Here is an 18,159-nt window from a genome sequence, read left to right as displayed (position 1 = left end):
TCGGCCCTCGTTTCCGGGGGCCTTATGCTGAACATCGTTTTATTTGAACCAGAAATTCCGCCAAATACGGGCAATATCATCCGCTTGTGTGCCAATACAGGCTTCCAATTGCATCTGATTGAGCCGCTGGGCTTTGCCTGGGATGACAAGCGCCTGCGCCGCGCCGGGCTCGATTATCACGAATACACCTCACTCAAAAAACACGCCAATTACACTGCGTTTATCGAGTCTGAAGCACCACAGCGTCTGTTTGCACTCACCACCAAAGGCACACCTGCCCACAGCGCTGTGAGCTATCAGAAAGGGGATTATTTATTGTTTGGACCTGAGAGCCGTGGTTTGCCGGCAGAGATACTGAACGCGCTGCCAGCAGAGCAGAAGATCCGCATCCCAATGATGGCTGAAAGTCGCAGTATGAATCTGTCGAATGCGGTATCTGTGGTGGTGTATGAAGCGTGGCGCCAGCTTGATTATGCTGGCGCACTGATCAAGAGCTAAATTCCGTCGCCGTACTCGAAGCCCGCGCCGTTGAAGAGTTGGTCCATATCCATCGAAGGTTTATCACTGGTGGGTTTGCCAACGATACGCGCAGGCACACCGGCTGCCGTGGTATGCGGCGGCACTGGTTGTAGTACCACCGAACCTGCACCAATTTTCGCGCCGCGCCCCACTTCAATGTTACCGAGAATCTTGGCACCTGCGCCAATCATCACACCTTCACGGATTTTCGGATGGCGATCGCCGCTGGTTTTTCCGGTACCGCCTAGCGTGACCGACTGCAAAATCGACACGTCATTTTCCACGACGGCGGTTTCACCAATCACGATACCGGTAGCATGATCGAGCATGATGCCGCGACCAATACGGGCTGCCGGGTGGATATCCACTGCAAAGGAGACGGAGATTTCGTTCTGCAAATAGACGGCTAACGCGCGGCGGCCCTCTTTCCAGAGCCAGTGGCCGATGCGATAAGCCTGTAATGCATGGAAGCCTTTCAGATACAGCAATGGCGTTGAATACTTATCAACGGCAGGATCGCGCTGGCGCACGGCTTGAATATCGTAAGCTGCAGAGACAATCATCTCTGGATCTTCGCGATACGCTTCCTCAACGATTTCGCGTACCGCAATGGCTGGCATGATCGGGTTGGCAAGTTTGTTCGCCAGCATGTAGCTTAGTGCGCTGCCAAGATTTTCGTGCTTGAGCAAAGTCGCGTGATAAAAGCTGGCCAGCATGGGTTCACAATCAGCCAGCGCTCTGGCTTCAGCTTTGATGTTGTTCCAGACCAGTTCTAACTCTTCTGACGACATTGCTCTGTGCTCCCGATAAAAAAAGCGCCTGAGAGGCGCTGCAGGTGATTTAGCTGAGCATCCTGCTTCAGCTTTGGCTGTTTTCGTCCTTCCTTGCACGGCCAAGTAAACTCAATGCTGCCTCTCGCGCCGATTTTTCGCAATACAGTACCTGATAAATCTGCTCGGTTATCGGCATTTCAACACCCATTCTTGCCGCCAATGCTTTGACTTCTTTGGTGTTTCGGTACCCTTCTACAACTTGTCCGATAATGCGTTGCGCCTCATCAACGCTCTCGCCTTGTCCCAGCATCATGCCAAAACGACGATTGCGGGATTGATTATCGGTACAGGTCAGCACTAAATCGCCCAGCCCCGCCATGCCCATAAAGGTGGTGGGATCGGCTCCGAGAGCGGCGCCAAGGCGACTCATCTCCGTCAGCCCACGGGTAATCAGCGCGGTTCGTGCGTTAGCACCAAAACCAATTCCATCGGAAATGCCGGCACCAATCGCAATCACGTTTTTCACCGCGCCACCCAGTTGCACGCCGATGAAGTCTGGATTGTTGTACACGCGGAAGCTTTTACCGCAATGCAGTTTTTGCTGCAGATCTTCGGCGAACTGTGCGTCAGTGGCAGCCAGCGCTATCGCTGTAGGCAGGCCCGCAGCAAGCTCCTTCGCGAAAGTTGGACCGGAAACCACGGCCAGCGGAATTTGATCGCCAAGGATTTCACGCGCAACATCCTGCAAAAGACGGCCAGTCTCTTTTTCGAGACCTTTGGTTGCCCAGACAATACGTGAGTCTGCACGCAGATGCGGCTTCAACTGGGTGAGAACGTCGCCAAACACGTGGCTGGGCACCACCACCAACAGATCACGACTGGCACTCACCACCGTTGCCAAATCGGCTTCAGGAACAAGATTGTCAGGGAAAGGTACATCAGGCAGGAAAGCAGCATTACATCGGTCAGCCTGGAGCTGTGCCACACTGTGCGGATTGTGGCCCCAGAGCAGAACCGGATGGCCGTTACGGGCCAGCGTAATGGCCAATGCGGTGCCGTACGAGCCGGCACCGATGACGCTAATCGAAGCGTTGAGGGTAGTCATCAGGCATCCTGACGTGGCGCTTCGCCTTCACCTTGCTGCTGCAGATAGTTCATGAACAGGGCATCAAAGTTAACTGGCGCCAGATTGAGCTGAGGGAAAGTACCACGAGACACGAGGCTGGTGATGCATTCACGTGCATACGGGAACAGAATGTTCGGGCAGTATGCACCGAGGCAATGTGCCATCTGAGTGCCTTCGATACCGCCGATAGTGAAGATACCTGCCTGCTGAACTTCGCACAGGAATGCGGTGTCTTCGCCAACGGTTGCTGTCACGGTAACGCGCAGAACAACTTCGTAGACTTCATCAGCCAGCTGAGATGAAGCGGTGTCCAGATCCAGTTTCACTTCCGGTTCCCACTCTTTCTGGAAAACCTGAGGCGCGTTTGGCGCTTCGTAAGAAACGTCTTTGGTATAAACACGTTGAATCTGGAACTGCATTTCGTTTGTGCTATGTTCTGACATGTTACTAAATCCTGTGAGTTAAATTGTCTGACCGAAAAATTATGCCTGGAGTAAGGGATCCAGTCCCTGACGCCCATCCAGCGCGTAAAGATCGTCACAGCCACCAATGTGCTGTGCATCAATAAAAATCTGTGGAACTGTCGTACGCCCGCTTCGCTGAATCATCTCTTCACGCTTCGCCGCGTTCCCATCAATAGGAATCTCCTGGAACGAAACGCCTTTCTGATCCAACAATGCTTTTGCCCGGTGGCAATAAGGGCATGTGACTTTGGTGTAAATCTCAACATTAGCCATGCGGTTACCTCTGGGAATTATTTACCGCGTACCAGCGGCAGATTCTCACCACTCCAGCCGCTCACGCCATCTTTCAGCACGGAGACTTTTTCAAAACCTTCAGCGCTCAATTTAGCGGCTGACTCACCCGCGCTCTGACCAGTGGCACATACCACAATTATGGGCTGGGACTTGTGCTTTTCCAGTTCGGCAAAGCTCCCTTTTTTGATGTCAGCCGCTGCAATATTCACCGCACCTGAAATGTGCCCTTTGCGATAATCATCGCGCGAACGCACGTCTACAACCACCGCATCCTCTTTGTTGATCAGGTGGGTTGCTTCACCACGGCTGATGGTTTTTACCTTAGAGAACATTCCTTTAACGGTGGTCACAATCACCAGAACGAGTAAAACAACCCATGCCAGACTAAGGATGGTGTGATTGCTTGCAAACTGCATAATTTCTTGCATGAGGGGTAACGACTCCAGACCGGGCTAATAAGCTAAAACAAGGGTTCTGAGTATACCTGCGCCACTTAGCATGTACAGTCGCGAAGCGGGCAGAGTTACGATTTGTGCGTCATTTTCCAAAAAAAGTGTTCTAATCGCAAAATTGAGTCAAGGTTTATGCCGCTAAGCTCGGCACCGACATCTTTCGTAAAGCAAAACCCGCCCGGGATAACTGGTAAGCGGCTGTTCATCGTGGAATAATTATCGACTATGAAGGGAAAAGCGACCGTTACACACACAAGGACCTGTCACAACGGCCCAGCGCATCCGTTGTTATTTCGCTGGTCCGAAATCTCCCTGAGCTTGCTCTGCGCGGGCGCACTGTTATTGCCCGTTTACGCGCACAGTGCGGATGACAGTAAAACCCAGCTCAAGTCCATTCAGCAGGATATCGCTGACAAAGAGAAAAGCGTTAAAGCGCAGAAATTACAGCGCAGCAAACTTCTCGATCAACTGCAAAGTCAGGAAAAAGTGATTGCGCAAGCCAGCCGGCAGCTTAGGGAAACACGCAATAGTTTGACCGCGCTCGACGGCGAAATCACACAAATTACCACCTCCATCTCTCGTCTGGAAAAACAGCAGGCTCAGCAGGAAAAACTGCTGGCTCAACAATTGGATGCGGCTTTCCGACAAGGCCAACACAATGGGTTACAGCTGCTGCTGGGTGGTGAAGAAGCACAACGCAGTGAACGCATACTTGCCTATTTCGGCTACCTTAATGCTGCACGCCAGAAAAACATCGACGATCTCAAACAAACTCAGCAACAGCTGTCCGAGCAGCGTCAGGCATTGCAAGGTAAGCAGGAACAACAAAAATCCCTGTTAGCCCAACAGCAGTCGCAGCAAGCCAAACTGGAAACCGCCAGTGCGGCACGTAAGAAAACCCTGACAGTATTGGAAAGCTCGCTGGAAAAAGATCAGGCCGATTTGGTTGAGATGCGAGAAAACGAAAGCCGTCTGCAGGATAAAATTGCCAAAGCCGAACGCGAAGCGCGTGAGCGTGCCGAACGTGAAGCACGTGAGGCAGAAAAAGTACGCCAGCGTCAGGCGCAGGCAAAAGCCAAGGGATCAAGTTATCAACCCACACAAAGCGAACGTGAGTTGATGGCGCGCACCGGTGGCCTCGGTAAGCCTGGTGGGCAGGCGGTATGGCCGGTGAATGGACGTATTGAACACCGCTTCGGTGAATCCATGCAGGGTGAACTGCGCTGGAAAGGTCTGGTGATTGATGCACCAGAAGGCACCGAAGTGAAAGCCATCGCCGATGGACGCGTACTGATGGCCGACTGGCTGCAAGGCTATGGCCTGGTTGTGGTATTGGAACATGGTAAAGGCGATATGAGTCTTTATGGCTACAACCAAAGTGCGCTGGTGAGCGTGGGTACTCAGGTGAAGGCAGGACAGCCTATCGCCCTCGTGGGTACCAGTGGCGGCCGCGGCACGCCTTCGCTCTACTTTGAAATCCGACGTCAGGGACAGGCCGTCAATCCACTACCGTGGTTAGGAAGATAAGTGTTGTTTCAGCCTCAAAAGCTCTCAATTGCGCTCTGCGCACTGTTTTTCACACTATCGGCTCAGGCGGGTAAACTCTCAATTGTGATTGATGACTTCGGTTATCGTCCGGTTGAAGAGAATAAAGTGCTGCAAATGCCCGCAGCGATTTCGGTCGCTGTACTGCCGAATGCACCTCATGCTCGTGAGATGGCGACAAAAGCACATCAGGGTGGTCATGAGGTGTTGATTCACTTGCCAATGGCACCGCTCAGTAAGCAGCCGCTGGAAAAAGATACCTTAACCCCAGAGATGAGCAGCGAAGAGATCGCACGCATTGTTCGGGATGCCTCGGGTAAAGTGCCCTTCGCTGTGGGGCTGAACAACCATATGGGCAGCAAAATGACCTCCAGCCTGCCTGGCATGCAGAAAGTGATGCAGGTGCTAAATCAGTACAATTACTACTTTCTCGATAGCATGACGATTGGCAACAGCCAGTCTATTCCAGCGGCACAAGGTACGCATGTTAAGGTGCTGAAACGCCGGGTATTCCTTGACGATAGTCAGAATGAGGCATCGATTCGCGAACAGTTTACCCGTGCCGTAAAACTGGCACAGCGCGATGGCTATGCCATTGCGATTGGCCATCCGCACCCCACCACCGTCCGTGTGCTGCAACAGATGCTGCCATCACTGCCTGCCGATATTACGCTGGTCCGCCCGAGTCAGTTGCTGAATGAGCCTGTGCATCAGGGTAAAACACCAGTGATAACCGATAAATCTCCGGGACCGAAATTCCGTGCTCCGGGCGTGTGTAAGGTTAGTAAACCACTGACGCCAGTGCCGCAGAGCAGAGCTGTTCAAATTGTGCTTGAAAGCATCGGTCATAGCCGATTAATGAAAACGCTGGGAAGTTTGTATTGATTAATAAGCAGGAGTTCTGTCTCATTAAAATGATTCACATCCTTGGACAAACATTATAATTTATGCGAAACATGACCGCACATAGAAAGGATATCAGTACGGATGAAGCCGCATAAAAGAAAAATCCTGCTACTCGACAATGGTCGTGAATGGGGTGGTGGAACGAACAGCATGCTTGAATTACTGAAGCGTATTGATCGTGAAAAATTCGAGGTTACTTGCTGTTTTTACCACAATTACTCACGTGGAAATGGCGAAACGATAGAGTTAATTCTCAATTCTATAAATGTACCTGTATTTTTCATCCCTCAGATTAAACAACCTCGCTGGGCAAAAATAAGTAAAGAAATCATCCGAACTATACTGTTCTTCAGTACCAAGGTACACAAAGCCATCATAGGGAAGATTGATTATAAATGGCGGGTTTTACCTAATGCTTACAAAATAAATTCACTGCTACAAATGGGTCAATATGATGCCCTTTACATGAACAACCAACCCAGTACTAACGTCGAGGGTTATATCGCTGCACGCCAATTAGGCATCGCTATTGTTCAACATTGTCGTATTGATCCTATACTTAATGGCCCACTGGTGCGAATGGTTAATGAGTATTGTGATGCCATTATTTCAGTATCGAATGGCGTCAACAGTACGCTTCGCCAACGAGGTGTTGATGCACGTCGTTGCTTTACTGTTAATAATGCAATTGACATTCATCAATCATTGCCAGACCGCTTAGCCTTCCGTCGGCAACTGAGTATAGCGCCTGAAACGTTTGTTTTTGGATCTATTGGCTCATTGATTTTACGCAAAGCTAATCACCACATTCTTAAAGCATTGGGGCATTTCAAACGAACACACCCACAGGCCAACTGGAGAATGATTGTGGTAGGCTCAGGCCCAGAACATGAAAATCTTGAGAAATTGGCAGTTCGTGAGAACATCAGCAAAGAGATTATTTTTACTGGATTTCAAAACAACGCTTTAGACTTCCTTTCAGCATTTGATACTTTCATCCTTGCATCAAAAAGTGAGGGTCTTCCTCGCGTAGTGCTTGAAGCGATGCTCGTTAATACAGCCGTAATTGGTTCGAATGTGACAGGTACAACTGAATTAGTTAATCACAACAGTACCGGGCTTTTATTCGAATATGGTGATATTGATAGACTGACACAACACATTACTCTTCTTTGGAAAGAAGCTGAATTACGTCAAAGACTTGTTGATGCAGCAGCAAAGAAAGTTCGTGAGAATTATGCAATTGAAAACTATGTCAGTGGTGTGGAATCCATATTGGAACAGGTAATAAGAGAAAAAAAACATGCTTAAATTTTTAAATAAACGCTATAAACACATTCGCTCTCGTCATAATATCGATTATGGTCTAATGGACACCCAAGGCGATATTCCAGTGACTTCCGTAGTCATTCCTTGCACAGGGTCGGACTATATTGAAGAGGCGTTACTAAGCGCATCTTTCGCCAGCAAGTTTGCTCCTCATATTAATGAAGTTGTAATTGTCACCGATCAGCCGGAAAAAGAGTTTGGTCTATTACCTGCCATGATACGTGTTATCAAACTTGACGTTCCTGACCGCGAAGAAAGCTATCGCTATAAACAAATCTATCGAAGCCGTCTCATTAAGTTACAGGCACCTTTACAAGCGAAGGGGGAAGGCATCTTGATGATTGATTCAGACTTAAATCTGCTTAAATCACCCGTCATCAATTTGCGGCAAGACCATCTTTACTCCAGTTTCCGTCAGGGTAAGATGATTGCAAAATTAGAGGGCGCGGCTAGAGAGTCGATTCCTGCTTATTATCATTCTTCGATTCGCCCTCATTTCGCGGACCATGTAAATGGGGCATATTTGGCGGCAACGCATAAAACATGGAAGCGTATTTGCCCCCTGTGGTTGGCGCTCTTTCAGGACACCTGGGAGTTGATGAACGATGATCAACCACCAACCGACCAACTACCTTTAGCAACTCTGCTGGATTTACTAGATATACGAACTGTTAATTTAGGTGAGTGGGCGAATTGGCCGGTTTCTAAACGTATTGGTGGTCAATCAGCCATTATCCCGCAAGAAGTCATTGGTGCGCATGGTGGTTTCCCATTGAGTGAATGGCAAAAATATTTGCAGGATCCCACTCAACCACTCTGTTTCAAAGGTCAGGATTACACACGAAAAGTGCGTTACCTGACCGATTCTGAAAAAAAGCAATCTTAATCTACTTCGGCCATAAAACCGGGGCTTTTAATCCCAGCTCAATACCACTTTTCCTGAACGCCCGGATCGCATCTCGTCAAATCCCTGCTGGAATTCATCGATGTGGTAGCGATGCGTGATAATGGGCGTTAAGTCGAGGCCGGATTGAATCAACGCTGCCATTTTGTACCAGGTTTCAAACATCTCGCGGCCATAGATGCCTTTGATGAAAAGTCCTTTGAAGATCACCAGATTCCAATCGATCGCCATCTCGCCCGGCGGAATGCCCAGTAGGGCGATTCGCCCGCCATGGTTCATCACCTCCAGCAGGGTGCGAAACGCGGGAGGCGCGCCAGACATCTCCAGTCCGACATCGAAACCTTCGGTCATACCCAGCTCAGCCATCACATCGCGCAGATTTTCCTGCGCCACATTTACGGCGCGTGTCACGCCCATCTGGCGTGCCAGGCCGAGGCGATATTCATTGATATCGGTGATGACCACATTGCGTGCGCCCACATGTTTGCACACCGCTGCAGCCATAATACCAATAGGACCAGCACCAGAGATCAGCACGTCCTCGCCGACCAGATCAAACGAGAGCGCGGTATGCACGGCGTTGCCAAAGGGATCGAAAATCGCTGCCAGCTCGTCAGAGATATTGTCGGGAATCTTGAAAGCGTTAAATGCAGGGATGGCCAGGTACTCGGCGAAACAGCCCTGACGATTGACGCCGACACCCACGGTATTGCGGCACAAGTGAGTGCGACCGGCGCGGCAATTTCGGCAGTGACCGCAGGTGATATGACCTTCGCCGGACACACGATCGCCAAGGGTAAAGCCTCTTACCTCTTCGCCCATACCGACGACTTCGCCGACATATTCATGGCCAGTGATCATCGGAACGGGAATGGTTTTACGCGACCAATCATCCCAGTTGTAAATGTGAACATCGGTGCCGCAAATTGCAGTTTTACGAATTTTAATCAGCAGGTCGTTGTGACCAGGTTCCGGAATCGGTGCATCTTTCACCATCCAGATACCTTCCTCTGCTTTGAGTTTGGCCAGTGCTTTCATCGTTCTGCTCCTGCGATCACGCCCAACTGTTGACCAATGCGAGTGAAGGCGGCAACGGCATGTTCCAGTTGTGCCTGCGTATGACCTGCAGATATCTGAGTGCGGATGCGTGCCTGACCTTGCGGCACCACCGGATAAAAGAAGCCTGTGACATAGATGCCCTCTTTTTGCAGCAGGCTGGCAAACTGCTGAGCCACTTTTGCATCGCCAAGCATCACCGGGATGATGGCGTGGTCAGCACCCGCCAGCGTAAAGCCGGCTGCGGTCATCTTCTCGCGGAAGAATCGGGCGTTATCCCAAAGGCGCTGGCGTAACCCATCGCCTTCACTGAGCAGGTCTAACACCCGCAGCGAGGCGGCGACGATGGCAGGTGCCAGGGAGTTGGAAAATAGGTAAGGGCGTGAACGCTGGCGTAGCCATTCAACCACCTCATTTTTCGCAGCCACATAGCCACCTGAAGCACCACCTAGCGCTTTGCCTAATGTGCCAGTCAGGATATCTACGCGATCCATTACGCCGCAGTATTCATGGGTGCCACGTCCAGCTGCTCCGACAAAACCGACCGCGTGGGAATCATCAACTATCACCAATGCGTCAAATTCGTCGGCCAAATCGCAAATGCCTTCCAGATTGGCAATCACGCCATCCATCGAGAACACACCGTCTGTGGCGATCAGAATATGGCGTGCACCTTTATCACGCGCTTCCTCTAACCGAGCACGTAGCTCAGACATATTGTTGTTGGCATAACGATAGCGCTGGGCTTTACACAGGCGTACGCCATCGATAATTGAGGCATGATTGAGTGCATCAGAGATGATGGCATCTTCCGCACTGAGCAGCGTTTCAAACAGACCGCCATTGGCATCGAAGCAAGAGGAAAACAGAATGGCATCTTCCATGCCGAGGAAGGCCGCCAGCTTTTGTTCCAACTGCTGATGAATATCTTGTGTGCCGCAGATAAAGCGCACGGATGCCATGCCGAAGCCGTGGGAATCCATGCCTTCTTTGGCGGCCTGAATAAGCGCGGGGTGATTCGCCAGACCGAGATAGTTGTTGGCGCAGAAGTTAATCACCGGGGGACTATTAGCGACATGGATCTCAGCCTGCTGCGCCGACGTGATGGTACGTTCTTGTTTGAACAATCCATCGCTACGTGTTGTCTCAAGCTGTTGACGGATTTGCGAATAAAACTGACTGGACATGATTCTGCTCCTCAGATAGCAAAATTTTGGAACATATTACTGATCAGTACGCATCGTGCCGATATTTCCGCCAGAGAAATCTTCGTTTTGCAGCATAGTTCACGCGATGGATGCAAATTGTGCAGCGGTTACGGAGTCATCTGGCTGCCTGCCGCGGGCTGAAATGTTATGATGTTAGGTATTCGTGCGTGAAACCTCCTGTTTCACCCCAACTGTTTAAAGGCAAAGCATATGATTATCGTAACCGGTGGCGCTGGCATGATTGGCAGCAACATTGTTAAAGCGCTGAACGATCGTGGTCTTACCGATATTCTGGTGGTGGATAATCTGAAAGATGGCACCAAATTCGTGAACCTCGCAGATCTTGATATCGCGGATTACATGGACAAAGAAGAGTTCCTCTCTTACATCATGTCCGGCGAAGATCTGGGTCCAATCGAAGCGGTGTTCCACGAAGGTGCCTGCTCGGCGACCACAGAGTGGGATGGCAAGTACATGATGGATAACAACTATCAGTACTCGAAAGACTTGCTGCATTTCTGCCTGGAACGCGAAATCCCTTTCCTTTACGCCTCTTCAGCGGCCACTTACGGTGGCCGCAATGAAAACTTCATTGAAGAGCGCCAGTACGAGCAGCCGCTGAACGTCTATGGCTACTCAAAAATGCTGTTCGACCACTACGTGCGTCAGATTCTGCCGGAAGCCGATTCTCCAGTATGTGGCTTCCGCTATTTCAACGTTTACGGCCCACGCGAAGGTCACAAAGGCGGTATGGCGAGCGTGGCATTCCACCTCAACACGCAGATCAGCAACGGTGAAAATCCAAAGCTGTTTGAAGGTAGCGACGACTTCCGCCGCGATTTCATCCATGTTGACGATGTCGTTGCAGTAAACCTGTGGTGCTGGGAAAACGGGGTATCTGGCATCTACAACTGTGGTACTGGCCGTGCGGAATCCTTCCAGGAAGTCGCCGATGCAGTACTGAAGTTCCATCAGCAAGGGCAGATTGAATACATCCCATTCCCTGAGAAACTGAAAGGCCGCTATCAGGCATTCACTCAAGCGGACCTGACCAATCTGCGCGCAGCGGGTTATGACAAGCCATTTAAAACCGTTGCTCAGGGCGTGGGTGAATACATGACCTGGCTCAATCGCAAAGCATAAGGATACCGGCACCAGCGATGAAAATTCTGGTCATTGGCCCTTCCTGGGTCGGCGATATGATGATGTCGCAAAGTCTCTATCGCACGCTCAAGGCTGAGCACCCGGATGCGGTCATTGATGTGATGGCGCCGGCCTGGTGCCGGCCACTGCTGTCACGGATGCCGGAAGTCAATCAGACGCTGGCGATGCCATTGGGCCATGGCGCTTTGGCACTGGGTGAAAGGCGGCGTTTGGGCAAATCCCTTCAGGTCAGCAATTATGACCGTGCTTATGTGCTGCCAAATTCGTTCAAATCAGCGCTGGTGCCGTTCTTTGCAGGTATTAAGCGCCGTGTCGGCTGGCGTGGTGAGATGCGCTATGGCGTGTTGAACGATGTGCGTGTGCTGGATAAAGCCGCGTTTCCGCTGATGGTGGAGCGCTATGTTGCACTGGGCTACGACAAACCCATCGCCTCCGCACAACAGTTGCCGCAGCCCTTACTGTGGCCGCAGTTGCGTGTCGATGAAGATGAAAAGCGCATGACAGCAGCGCAATTTTCTTTGTCGTCCGATCGTCCTGCTATAGGGTTCTGCCCTGGCGCTGAATTTGGCCCAGCCAAGCGCTGGCCGCACTACCATTACGCGGCGCTTGCCGAGCAACTGATTGCCGAAGGGTACCAGGTGGTGTTGTTCGGTTCCGCAAAAGATCGCGAAACCGGTGACACTATTGTTCAGACGTTATCGGAATCAGCACGAGCGCACTGCAAAAATCTGGCCGGCGATACGCAATTAGAACAAGCGGTTATCTTAATTGCACATTGCGCGGCTATCGTCAGTAATGATTCCGGGTTGATGCACATTGCCGCCGCACTGAATCGTCCTTTGGTCGCCTTATATGGCCCAAGTAGCCCGGATTTCACTCCGCCGCTCTCTCATCAGGCACGCGTAATTCGTTTGATCTCTGGCTATCACAAAGTACGTAAAGGTGATGCCGAAGAGGGTTATCACCAAAGTCTCATTGATATTCAGCCTGCTCGAGTTCATCAGGAACTTAGCACGCTGCTGCATCCGGTGCAGGAGTAGCCATGCACGTTTTGATTGTAAAAACCTCCTCAATGGGGGACGTGCTGCACACGTTACCGGCGCTCACTGATGCGATGCAGGCCATTCCTGGCATCCGTTTTGACTGGGTCGTCGAAGAAAATTTTGCACAGATCCCCAGCTGGCATCCGGCAGTAGATAAAGTGCTGCCGGTGGCGATTCGTCGCTGGCGTAAACATTGGTTTGGTAGCCAGCAGCGTGAAGAGCGCGTTCTGTTTAAGCGAGACCTGCAATCGCGCCAGTATGATGTGGTGATTGATGCCCAGGGGTTGATCAAAAGCGCCGCGCTGGTGACGCGACTGGCTAAAGGCGTAAAGCATGGGCAAGACAGCCGCAGCGCGCGGGAACCCTTTGCCAGCTGGTGGTATGACAAACGCCATGAAATCAACAAACAGCAGCATGCGGTAGAACGCACGCGCGAACTGTTTGCTAAAAGCCTGGGTTATGAGAAACCGGACACTCAGGGGGATTATGCGATTGCCGGTCATTTCCTCTCCGCGTTGCCCGAGGATGCGCATCAATATTTAGTGTTTCTACACGCCACCACCCGTGATAACAAGCATTGGCCTGAATCACACTGGCGCGAACTGATTGAATTGGTACAGCCGACGGGTCTGCGGGTGAAACTGCCGTGGGGTGCTGAACATGAGCATCAACGTGCATTAAGAATGGCGGAAGGTTTTGACCATGTTGAGGTGCTGCCAAAATTAGCGCTGGAGCAAGTGGCACAGCAATTGGCGGGGGCACGCGCTGTCGTTTCGGTCGACACGGGTTTGAGTCACCTGACCGCCGCGCTGGACCGCCCGAATATTACGCTGTTTGGTCCAACCGATCCGGGGCTGATTGGGGGGTACGGTAGGAATCAACATGAGTTGAAGGCAGAAAATAACAATTTAGAATTTTTAAGCGCTTTAAATATCTATAAGAAGCTCTCGATATTACTCGTGGACAACACGCTATGAATTACGTCATCATATATATTTTACTACTTCCCTTAAAAGGGATAATGCGTTTATTTTATCGCCCAACGGGGCGTAGCCTGGTAATTCAAACGGCTAAAATTGGCGATTTTATCAATATCACACCTATGCTTCGTGCACTCATAAAATCCGACGTGCTGATTAGTAAGACGGTAAAACCATTAGCTGAACATGACGAAACCATATCTAAAATTTTTTTAATTGAAGAAGCCAAACGTAACTTAGTAACGAAAATTAATTTAGCTTTTTCTATAATGAATCGTTACGACAATATTTACCTGGTACAACCAAATAGCACCAATCTCTTTTTTTCCGCATTATGCAACGCGCCAAATAAGCAGTTTTTACGGACTTATGTGCTAAAACCCTACCATGCTATCTTCTATCGTACTGCCAAAGGGATTGTGGAGCATAGAAAACAAGATTTAACCATCGATAGTTACCTTAAACTCATTAATCGTGAATATAGTCACACTGATTTCCCTAAGCATGCGACCTCTCCGCTTTTTGAGCCTATTACACCCCCCGTTGCGCTGTTATCAGTTCATCAAAGTTTAAGGATAGGCATCAGCATCTCAGCGGGTAATCGCGCAAAAACGATACCTGCAGCCGTGTGGAATACGCTTATGGAAGCAATGGCTGATTTACCCTGCACATGGTATGTGTTTGGTCCTCCGTCCGAGCAACCCTATCTGGACGAGCTGCTAACTCTAACTGGAAATAATGGAAACATTGTTAATTTAATAGGACATTTAACCCTTGAAGAGGTCCCATGGGCCATTGAAAAAATGGATATTTACATTGCGTCTGACTCGGGTAATGTCTACATTGCGGATGCGCAAAATGTACCAGTTGTAGTACTTTATGGACCCTGTAATGTTCAGGAACAACGGCCGACAAATAAAGTATTACTCATTGGCCCCAATAATATTCCAGCAACCAGCTTTATCTTTTCAGCACCTTATACATTCAATTACTCTGCAGATGAACTTTTTAAGCTTGATGATAAAAAAATTCAGTCTATTAAGTCTTTCATACTTGGAATATGGAATTCAAAAATAAAATGACTCCTTCCTACCTGGCTAATCCAATTAATAAAAGTGAACTGATAGACTGTACATTCATTGAAAAAAATGGCACTCCCTATCATGTCGCCTTTGCTATCAATCAGGCTTACACCCGAGGGATGGGGATTTCCCTTTTTTCACTGCTTAAACATCATCCAGAGCAGTCATTTCACGTCCATATTTTTACCACAAGCATATCCGAGCAGGACAAAAATCGACTAAAAGTTTTGGCCGAACGCTATCCAGTCGCTATTTCTGTGCACCTTTTCGATGAAACCTGGATGGACGATTTACCCACCATAGGCCGTTATTCTAAGAGTATTTATTTCCGACTCATCATTCCAGCCGTGGTGAAAAATCACTGTGACAGAGTACTTTACATTGACGCAGATACACTGGTCACTGGCGATCTTACAGACCTTTTCACGCTGGATTTTTTAGGCAAGACTGTTGGTGTATGTAACGACACGAAACGGGCAAGACAGATACAATGTGCGGCATTGAAGTTGACGAGTGGTAATTATTTCAACTCTGGATTATTAATGATTAATATTCCGCAATGGAATTCTCACCATATTACCGAGCGTGTTTGCGACCTATTGACCAGCGAAGGTTCCTCTTTTCGATTCCCTGATCAGGATGCGCTCAATGTCCTGTTGGAAAATGAGACATATCTTCTACCAAAAAAGTACAACTATATTTATGATATTATATCTCATAAAGTATGGCATGAAACCAAATTACCTGAAGATACTGTAATGGTTCATTTCACCGGAAAATGTAAGCCTTGGCATAACTGGGCTGGAGGGGATATATCAGAATTATATGATTGTTATAACGCTCAATCCCCTTGGTCATCACAAGCCTATGAACAGCCGGGAAATTATAAAGATATTAAACGCCTGTCTCGTATACATTGGTATAAAGGAAATTATCTTCAATTCCTGGAATGCTCTGCAAAGTATATCAAGATGAAGTTTTTCAAGTGAGGATGTTATGCGATTACTATTAAGTTTTGAAAGTATGAAAAATAAAAAAAACCTTGGAAATGTTATTTTCTTCCTCATGCTTATTTCAATGTCTTTTTTCCTCGCTTCTGGAGAAATATCACGCAACGCATTCTACATACTGACTTACATTGCAGTGATTACCTTTATATGGTTAGTTGTAAAACAAGACAAAAAGGTATATTTCTATTTAGTGCCCACTCTCTTTCTGGCCTTAGGGCTTTCAAAGTGGATTTGGGCATTTGTAACAGTGAACCATCATTTACCCCTAATAGCAGAACATTATGAGATTAGCGGTAAAAGAATGATTTTAGGTTCTTTTTTACTTTATATTATCCACCGAATGAGCGCAGATTGGGAAATATCTCCCTTACTGGTTAAGTATGGAACCCTCTTACTCTGCGTAATGCTGATAGTCGTTACCATAATTAATGTTAACATTGCTTTAGCAACCCATGATCGCCCGAAAATCAATTCTGACGCAGCCACATCGGGCGCTTATATGTTTACACTTTTAGCATTGGTTACGCTATGGTCAATTCGCCATGTATTTAAGCGCCATTATATTTTACCGATAACGATTATCTCAGCCATCTCATTTATTCTTTTGGCCGCATCGGGAACTCGCTCCGCCATTATCCTCTTTACGATCTTTTGCGCCGCCGGCGTTATTTATTATGTCTCCCATTCGAGTTGGAAAATGAGAATTTCGGCCCTTACTTTACTCTTTCTGATAATATTTACTGGGATTTTCTTTGCCGGGAAGTATTCCAGTGAACTACTATCACGCGTAGATTCAGTTAAAACTGAAGTCACGGAATATCAGAATGGTAATCCTAGCACGTCGATTGGGGGGCGAATTGGGATGTGGCAATCGGGTATCTGGGCTTTTGCTCAGCATCCATGGGGACAATCAGCAGATAGCCGCAATGATGAGGCAAAAATCTGGATAGAAAAAAACCAACCTAGCAATAAGATTGCTCTTTGGCATATTCAGTTCCACACCCACAATGATTTGGTTGAAAGCTTTTCACTCCAGGGAATTATAGGTGGAGCTATCATGTTTGCCTTGTTTACAAGTCTGCTTTTTGCCCCCTTTACTGGAAGTGAAAAGCGTTATGAATTGCTGTTGTTAGCCATACCCGTCGTCTATTTCAGCATGGGTGATTCACAGTTTTATAATCGGGAATCACCTTATTTCATTATGCTTCTATGGGGATATTTTTTCATAATGAGACATGCTAAAACTACATTTATTCTTAACAAAAAAAGCCGTTAGTTTATGACAAAGAATATTGCACCTTTGCTATCCGTAATCACACCTATGTATAACGCGGGTGAGATGTTTCATAACTTTATGGAATCTCTTCTAGCGCAAACACTAAAATCATTGGAAATCATCATCGTTGATGATGGCTCGACCGATGGGTCCGGTCAATCTGCTGACGCTTATGAGCAACAGTATCCTCATGTACATGTCATTCATCAAACAAACGGCGGCGTATCTTTAGCACGTAATGCTGGATTGGATGTTGCTCGTGGTAAATATGTCACGTTCCCGGATTCAGATGACACAATGTCTCCGGAAATGTATCAAATACTTGTTGAAATGGCCGAACAGGAAAATCTGGATGCTGTCCAATGCAATGCTGAGTGGTTTTTTAAAACTAGTAAGACAGTTAAGCCTCTTATCCCATTAAATCGTTTAAGAAGCACTAAAATATTAAACGGTCCCCAATGGCTAAATAAAGCGCTGCAGACGCATCGATACATGCATGTGGTATGGCTGGGTATTTATCGCCGTGAACTGATTGAACAAAACAATCTCACTTTCGAACCGGGGTTACATCATCAGGATATTCCCTGGACTACTGAGTTCATGTTCAACGCCAAACGCGTACGCTACACCGATCAAATGCTCTACCGCTATTATCTGCACGATGCCTCCATCAGTAACCGCAAACGCATCGGTCAACGGAATGTGGAGTATCAACGCCATTACCTGAAAATCGCGCAGATGCTTGAAGAGATCAATGCACGTTACCGCGATAAAGTTAAAATCTATCCCGCATTCCATTATCAAATCACGCATGAAGCCCTCAGCGTCTGCCATTCCATTCGCCGTGAACCGGAAGAGAGCGCACGGCAGGCGATGATTGCGGATCTGTTTGCCACGCAAACCCACAAAAGGATGCTGCGTAATGCACGCGGCGCTCGGCAGTGGTATCAACTACTGTTATGGCTGAGTCGGATTTATCGCTGGCGTAACAAATAAGCGTCGCGGCTGGCTTTCGCCCTATAGGGGTT

At 48.5% G+C, this 18,159-nt stretch carries 19 protein-coding genes; 12 read left to right on the top strand and 7 right to left on the bottom strand.

Annotated elements, in window-relative coordinates:
* The first annotated feature begins 24 nt into the window (after positions 1-24).
* On the top strand, positions 25-498 hold the full coding sequence (gene trmL / locus WFP70_RS16460) for a tRNA (uridine(34)/cytosine(34)/5-carboxymethylaminomethyluridine(34)-2'-O)-methyltransferase TrmL (RefSeq protein WP_058960119.1): 474 nt from the start codon (positions 25-27) through the stop codon (positions 496-498).
* Here the strand turns inward: trmL and cysE are convergent.
* The 5 genes from cysE to WFP70_RS16435 form a co-directional block, all read right to left on the bottom strand.
* Entirely contained in the window at positions 495-1,310 is an 816-nt protein-coding gene (gene cysE / locus WFP70_RS16455) for a serine O-acetyltransferase (protein WP_034823780.1), read from the bottom strand. The genes trmL and cysE overlap by 4 nt on opposite strands.
* Before the next feature lie 67 nt (positions 1,311-1,377).
* Complete coding sequence (gene gpsA / locus WFP70_RS16450; RefSeq protein WP_182056728.1) at positions 1,378-2,397, bottom strand: NAD(P)H-dependent glycerol-3-phosphate dehydrogenase; 1,020 nt, start codon at positions 2,395-2,397, stop codon at positions 1,378-1,380.
* A complete protein-coding gene (secB, locus tag WFP70_RS16445; protein WP_034823785.1) occupies positions 2,397-2,861 on the bottom strand; it encodes a protein-export chaperone SecB in 465 nt (154 codons plus the stop codon). Before secB ends, gpsA begins: the two co-directional genes overlap by 1 nt.
* 39 nt (positions 2,862-2,900) lie before the next feature.
* Entirely contained in the window at positions 2,901-3,155 is a 255-nt protein-coding gene (grxC, locus tag WFP70_RS16440; protein WP_007885328.1) for a glutaredoxin 3, read from the bottom strand.
* A 17-nt stretch (positions 3,156-3,172) separates the two neighbouring features.
* Positions 3,173-3,604 carry a rhodanese-like domain-containing protein gene (locus WFP70_RS16435; RefSeq protein ID WP_034823789.1) on the bottom strand — a complete coding sequence of 144 codons (432 nt, stop codon included), beginning with the start codon at positions 3,602-3,604 and terminating at the stop codon, positions 3,173-3,175.
* A 249-nt stretch (positions 3,605-3,853) separates the two neighbouring features.
* On the opposite strand from WFP70_RS16435, the gene envC reads away from it, so the two are divergent.
* The 4 genes from envC (at position 3,854) to WFP70_RS16415 (ending at position 8,294) form a co-directional block, all read left to right on the top strand.
* Positions 3,854-5,155 carry a murein hydrolase activator EnvC gene (gene envC, locus WFP70_RS16430; protein WP_313375570.1) on the top strand — a complete coding sequence of 434 codons (1,302 nt, stop codon included), beginning with the start codon at positions 3,854-3,856 and terminating at the stop codon, positions 5,153-5,155.
* Between the two features lie 3 nt (positions 5,156-5,158).
* Positions 5,159-6,058: a divergent polysaccharide deacetylase family protein gene (locus WFP70_RS16425; RefSeq protein ID WP_337023873.1), complete on the top strand. Its 900-nt coding sequence runs from the start codon at positions 5,159-5,161 to the stop codon at positions 6,056-6,058.
* 102 nt (positions 6,059-6,160) lie between these two features.
* Complete coding sequence (locus WFP70_RS16420; RefSeq protein WP_337023862.1) at positions 6,161-7,390, top strand: glycosyltransferase; 1,230 nt, start codon at positions 6,161-6,163, stop codon at positions 7,388-7,390.
* Positions 7,383-8,294, top strand: coding sequence for a hypothetical protein (locus WFP70_RS16415; protein ID WP_337023861.1), 912 nt, complete (start codon positions 7,383-7,385; stop codon positions 8,292-8,294). The genes WFP70_RS16420 and WFP70_RS16415 overlap by 8 nt, the downstream gene beginning before the upstream one ends.
* A 27-nt stretch (positions 8,295-8,321) precedes the next feature.
* Here the strand turns inward: WFP70_RS16415 and tdh are convergent, their stop codons facing one another.
* Positions 8,322-9,350, bottom strand: coding sequence for an L-threonine 3-dehydrogenase (gene tdh / locus WFP70_RS16410; RefSeq protein WP_337023860.1), 1,029 nt, complete (start codon positions 9,348-9,350; stop codon positions 8,322-8,324).
* Positions 9,347-10,555: a glycine C-acetyltransferase gene (locus WFP70_RS16405; RefSeq protein ID WP_337023859.1), complete on the bottom strand. Its 1,209-nt coding sequence runs from the start codon at positions 10,553-10,555 to the stop codon at positions 9,347-9,349. The genes tdh and WFP70_RS16405 overlap by 4 nt, the downstream gene beginning before the upstream one ends.
* A 231-nt stretch (positions 10,556-10,786) precedes the next feature.
* Here WFP70_RS16405 and rfaD point away from each other — a divergent pair, with 231 nt between their 5' ends.
* From rfaD to WFP70_RS16370, 7 genes are read left to right on the top strand one after another with little or no spacing between them, the layout of a single operon-like run.
* A complete protein-coding gene (rfaD, locus tag WFP70_RS16400; protein ID WP_045815712.1) occupies positions 10,787-11,719 on the top strand; it encodes an ADP-glyceromanno-heptose 6-epimerase in 933 nt (310 codons plus the stop codon).
* Between the two features lie 17 nt (positions 11,720-11,736).
* Positions 11,737-12,780 (top strand): ADP-heptose--LPS heptosyltransferase RfaF, encoded by a 1,044-nt coding sequence (gene rfaF, locus WFP70_RS16395; RefSeq protein WP_337023858.1) that lies wholly within the window; start codon positions 11,737-11,739, stop codon positions 12,778-12,780.
* A 2-nt stretch (positions 12,781-12,782) separates the two neighbouring features.
* Complete coding sequence (gene rfaC / locus WFP70_RS16390) at positions 12,783-13,760, top strand: lipopolysaccharide heptosyltransferase RfaC (RefSeq protein WP_337023857.1); 978 nt, start codon at positions 12,783-12,785, stop codon at positions 13,758-13,760.
* Positions 13,757-14,845, top strand: a complete 1,089-nt coding sequence (locus WFP70_RS16385) for a glycosyltransferase family 9 protein (RefSeq protein ID WP_337023856.1) — start codon at positions 13,757-13,759, stop codon at positions 14,843-14,845. Before rfaC ends, WFP70_RS16385 begins: the two co-directional genes overlap by 4 nt.
* Positions 14,842-15,834: a glycosyltransferase family 8 protein gene (locus tag WFP70_RS16380; RefSeq protein ID WP_337023855.1), complete on the top strand. Its 993-nt coding sequence runs from the start codon at positions 14,842-14,844 to the stop codon at positions 15,832-15,834. The genes WFP70_RS16385 and WFP70_RS16380 overlap by 4 nt, the downstream gene beginning before the upstream one ends.
* A gap of 7 nt (positions 15,835-15,841) precedes the next feature.
* Positions 15,842-17,131: an O-antigen ligase family protein gene (locus WFP70_RS16375; protein ID WP_337023854.1), complete on the top strand. Its 1,290-nt coding sequence runs from the start codon at positions 15,842-15,844 to the stop codon at positions 17,129-17,131.
* 3 nt (positions 17,132-17,134) lie between these two features.
* Positions 17,135-18,127 (top strand): glycosyltransferase, encoded by a 993-nt coding sequence (locus WFP70_RS16370; protein WP_337023853.1) that lies wholly within the window; start codon positions 17,135-17,137, stop codon positions 18,125-18,127.
* Positions 18,128-18,159 lie beyond the last annotated feature (32 nt).

Source organism: Pantoea sp. USMM079 (assembly GCF_037153115.1).
GTDB lineage: Bacteria > Pseudomonadota > Gammaproteobacteria > Enterobacterales > Enterobacteriaceae > Pantoea > Pantoea communis.
Note: the sequence above shows the minus strand (reverse complement) of the source record. Positions and strands in the feature narration are given on the sequence as shown.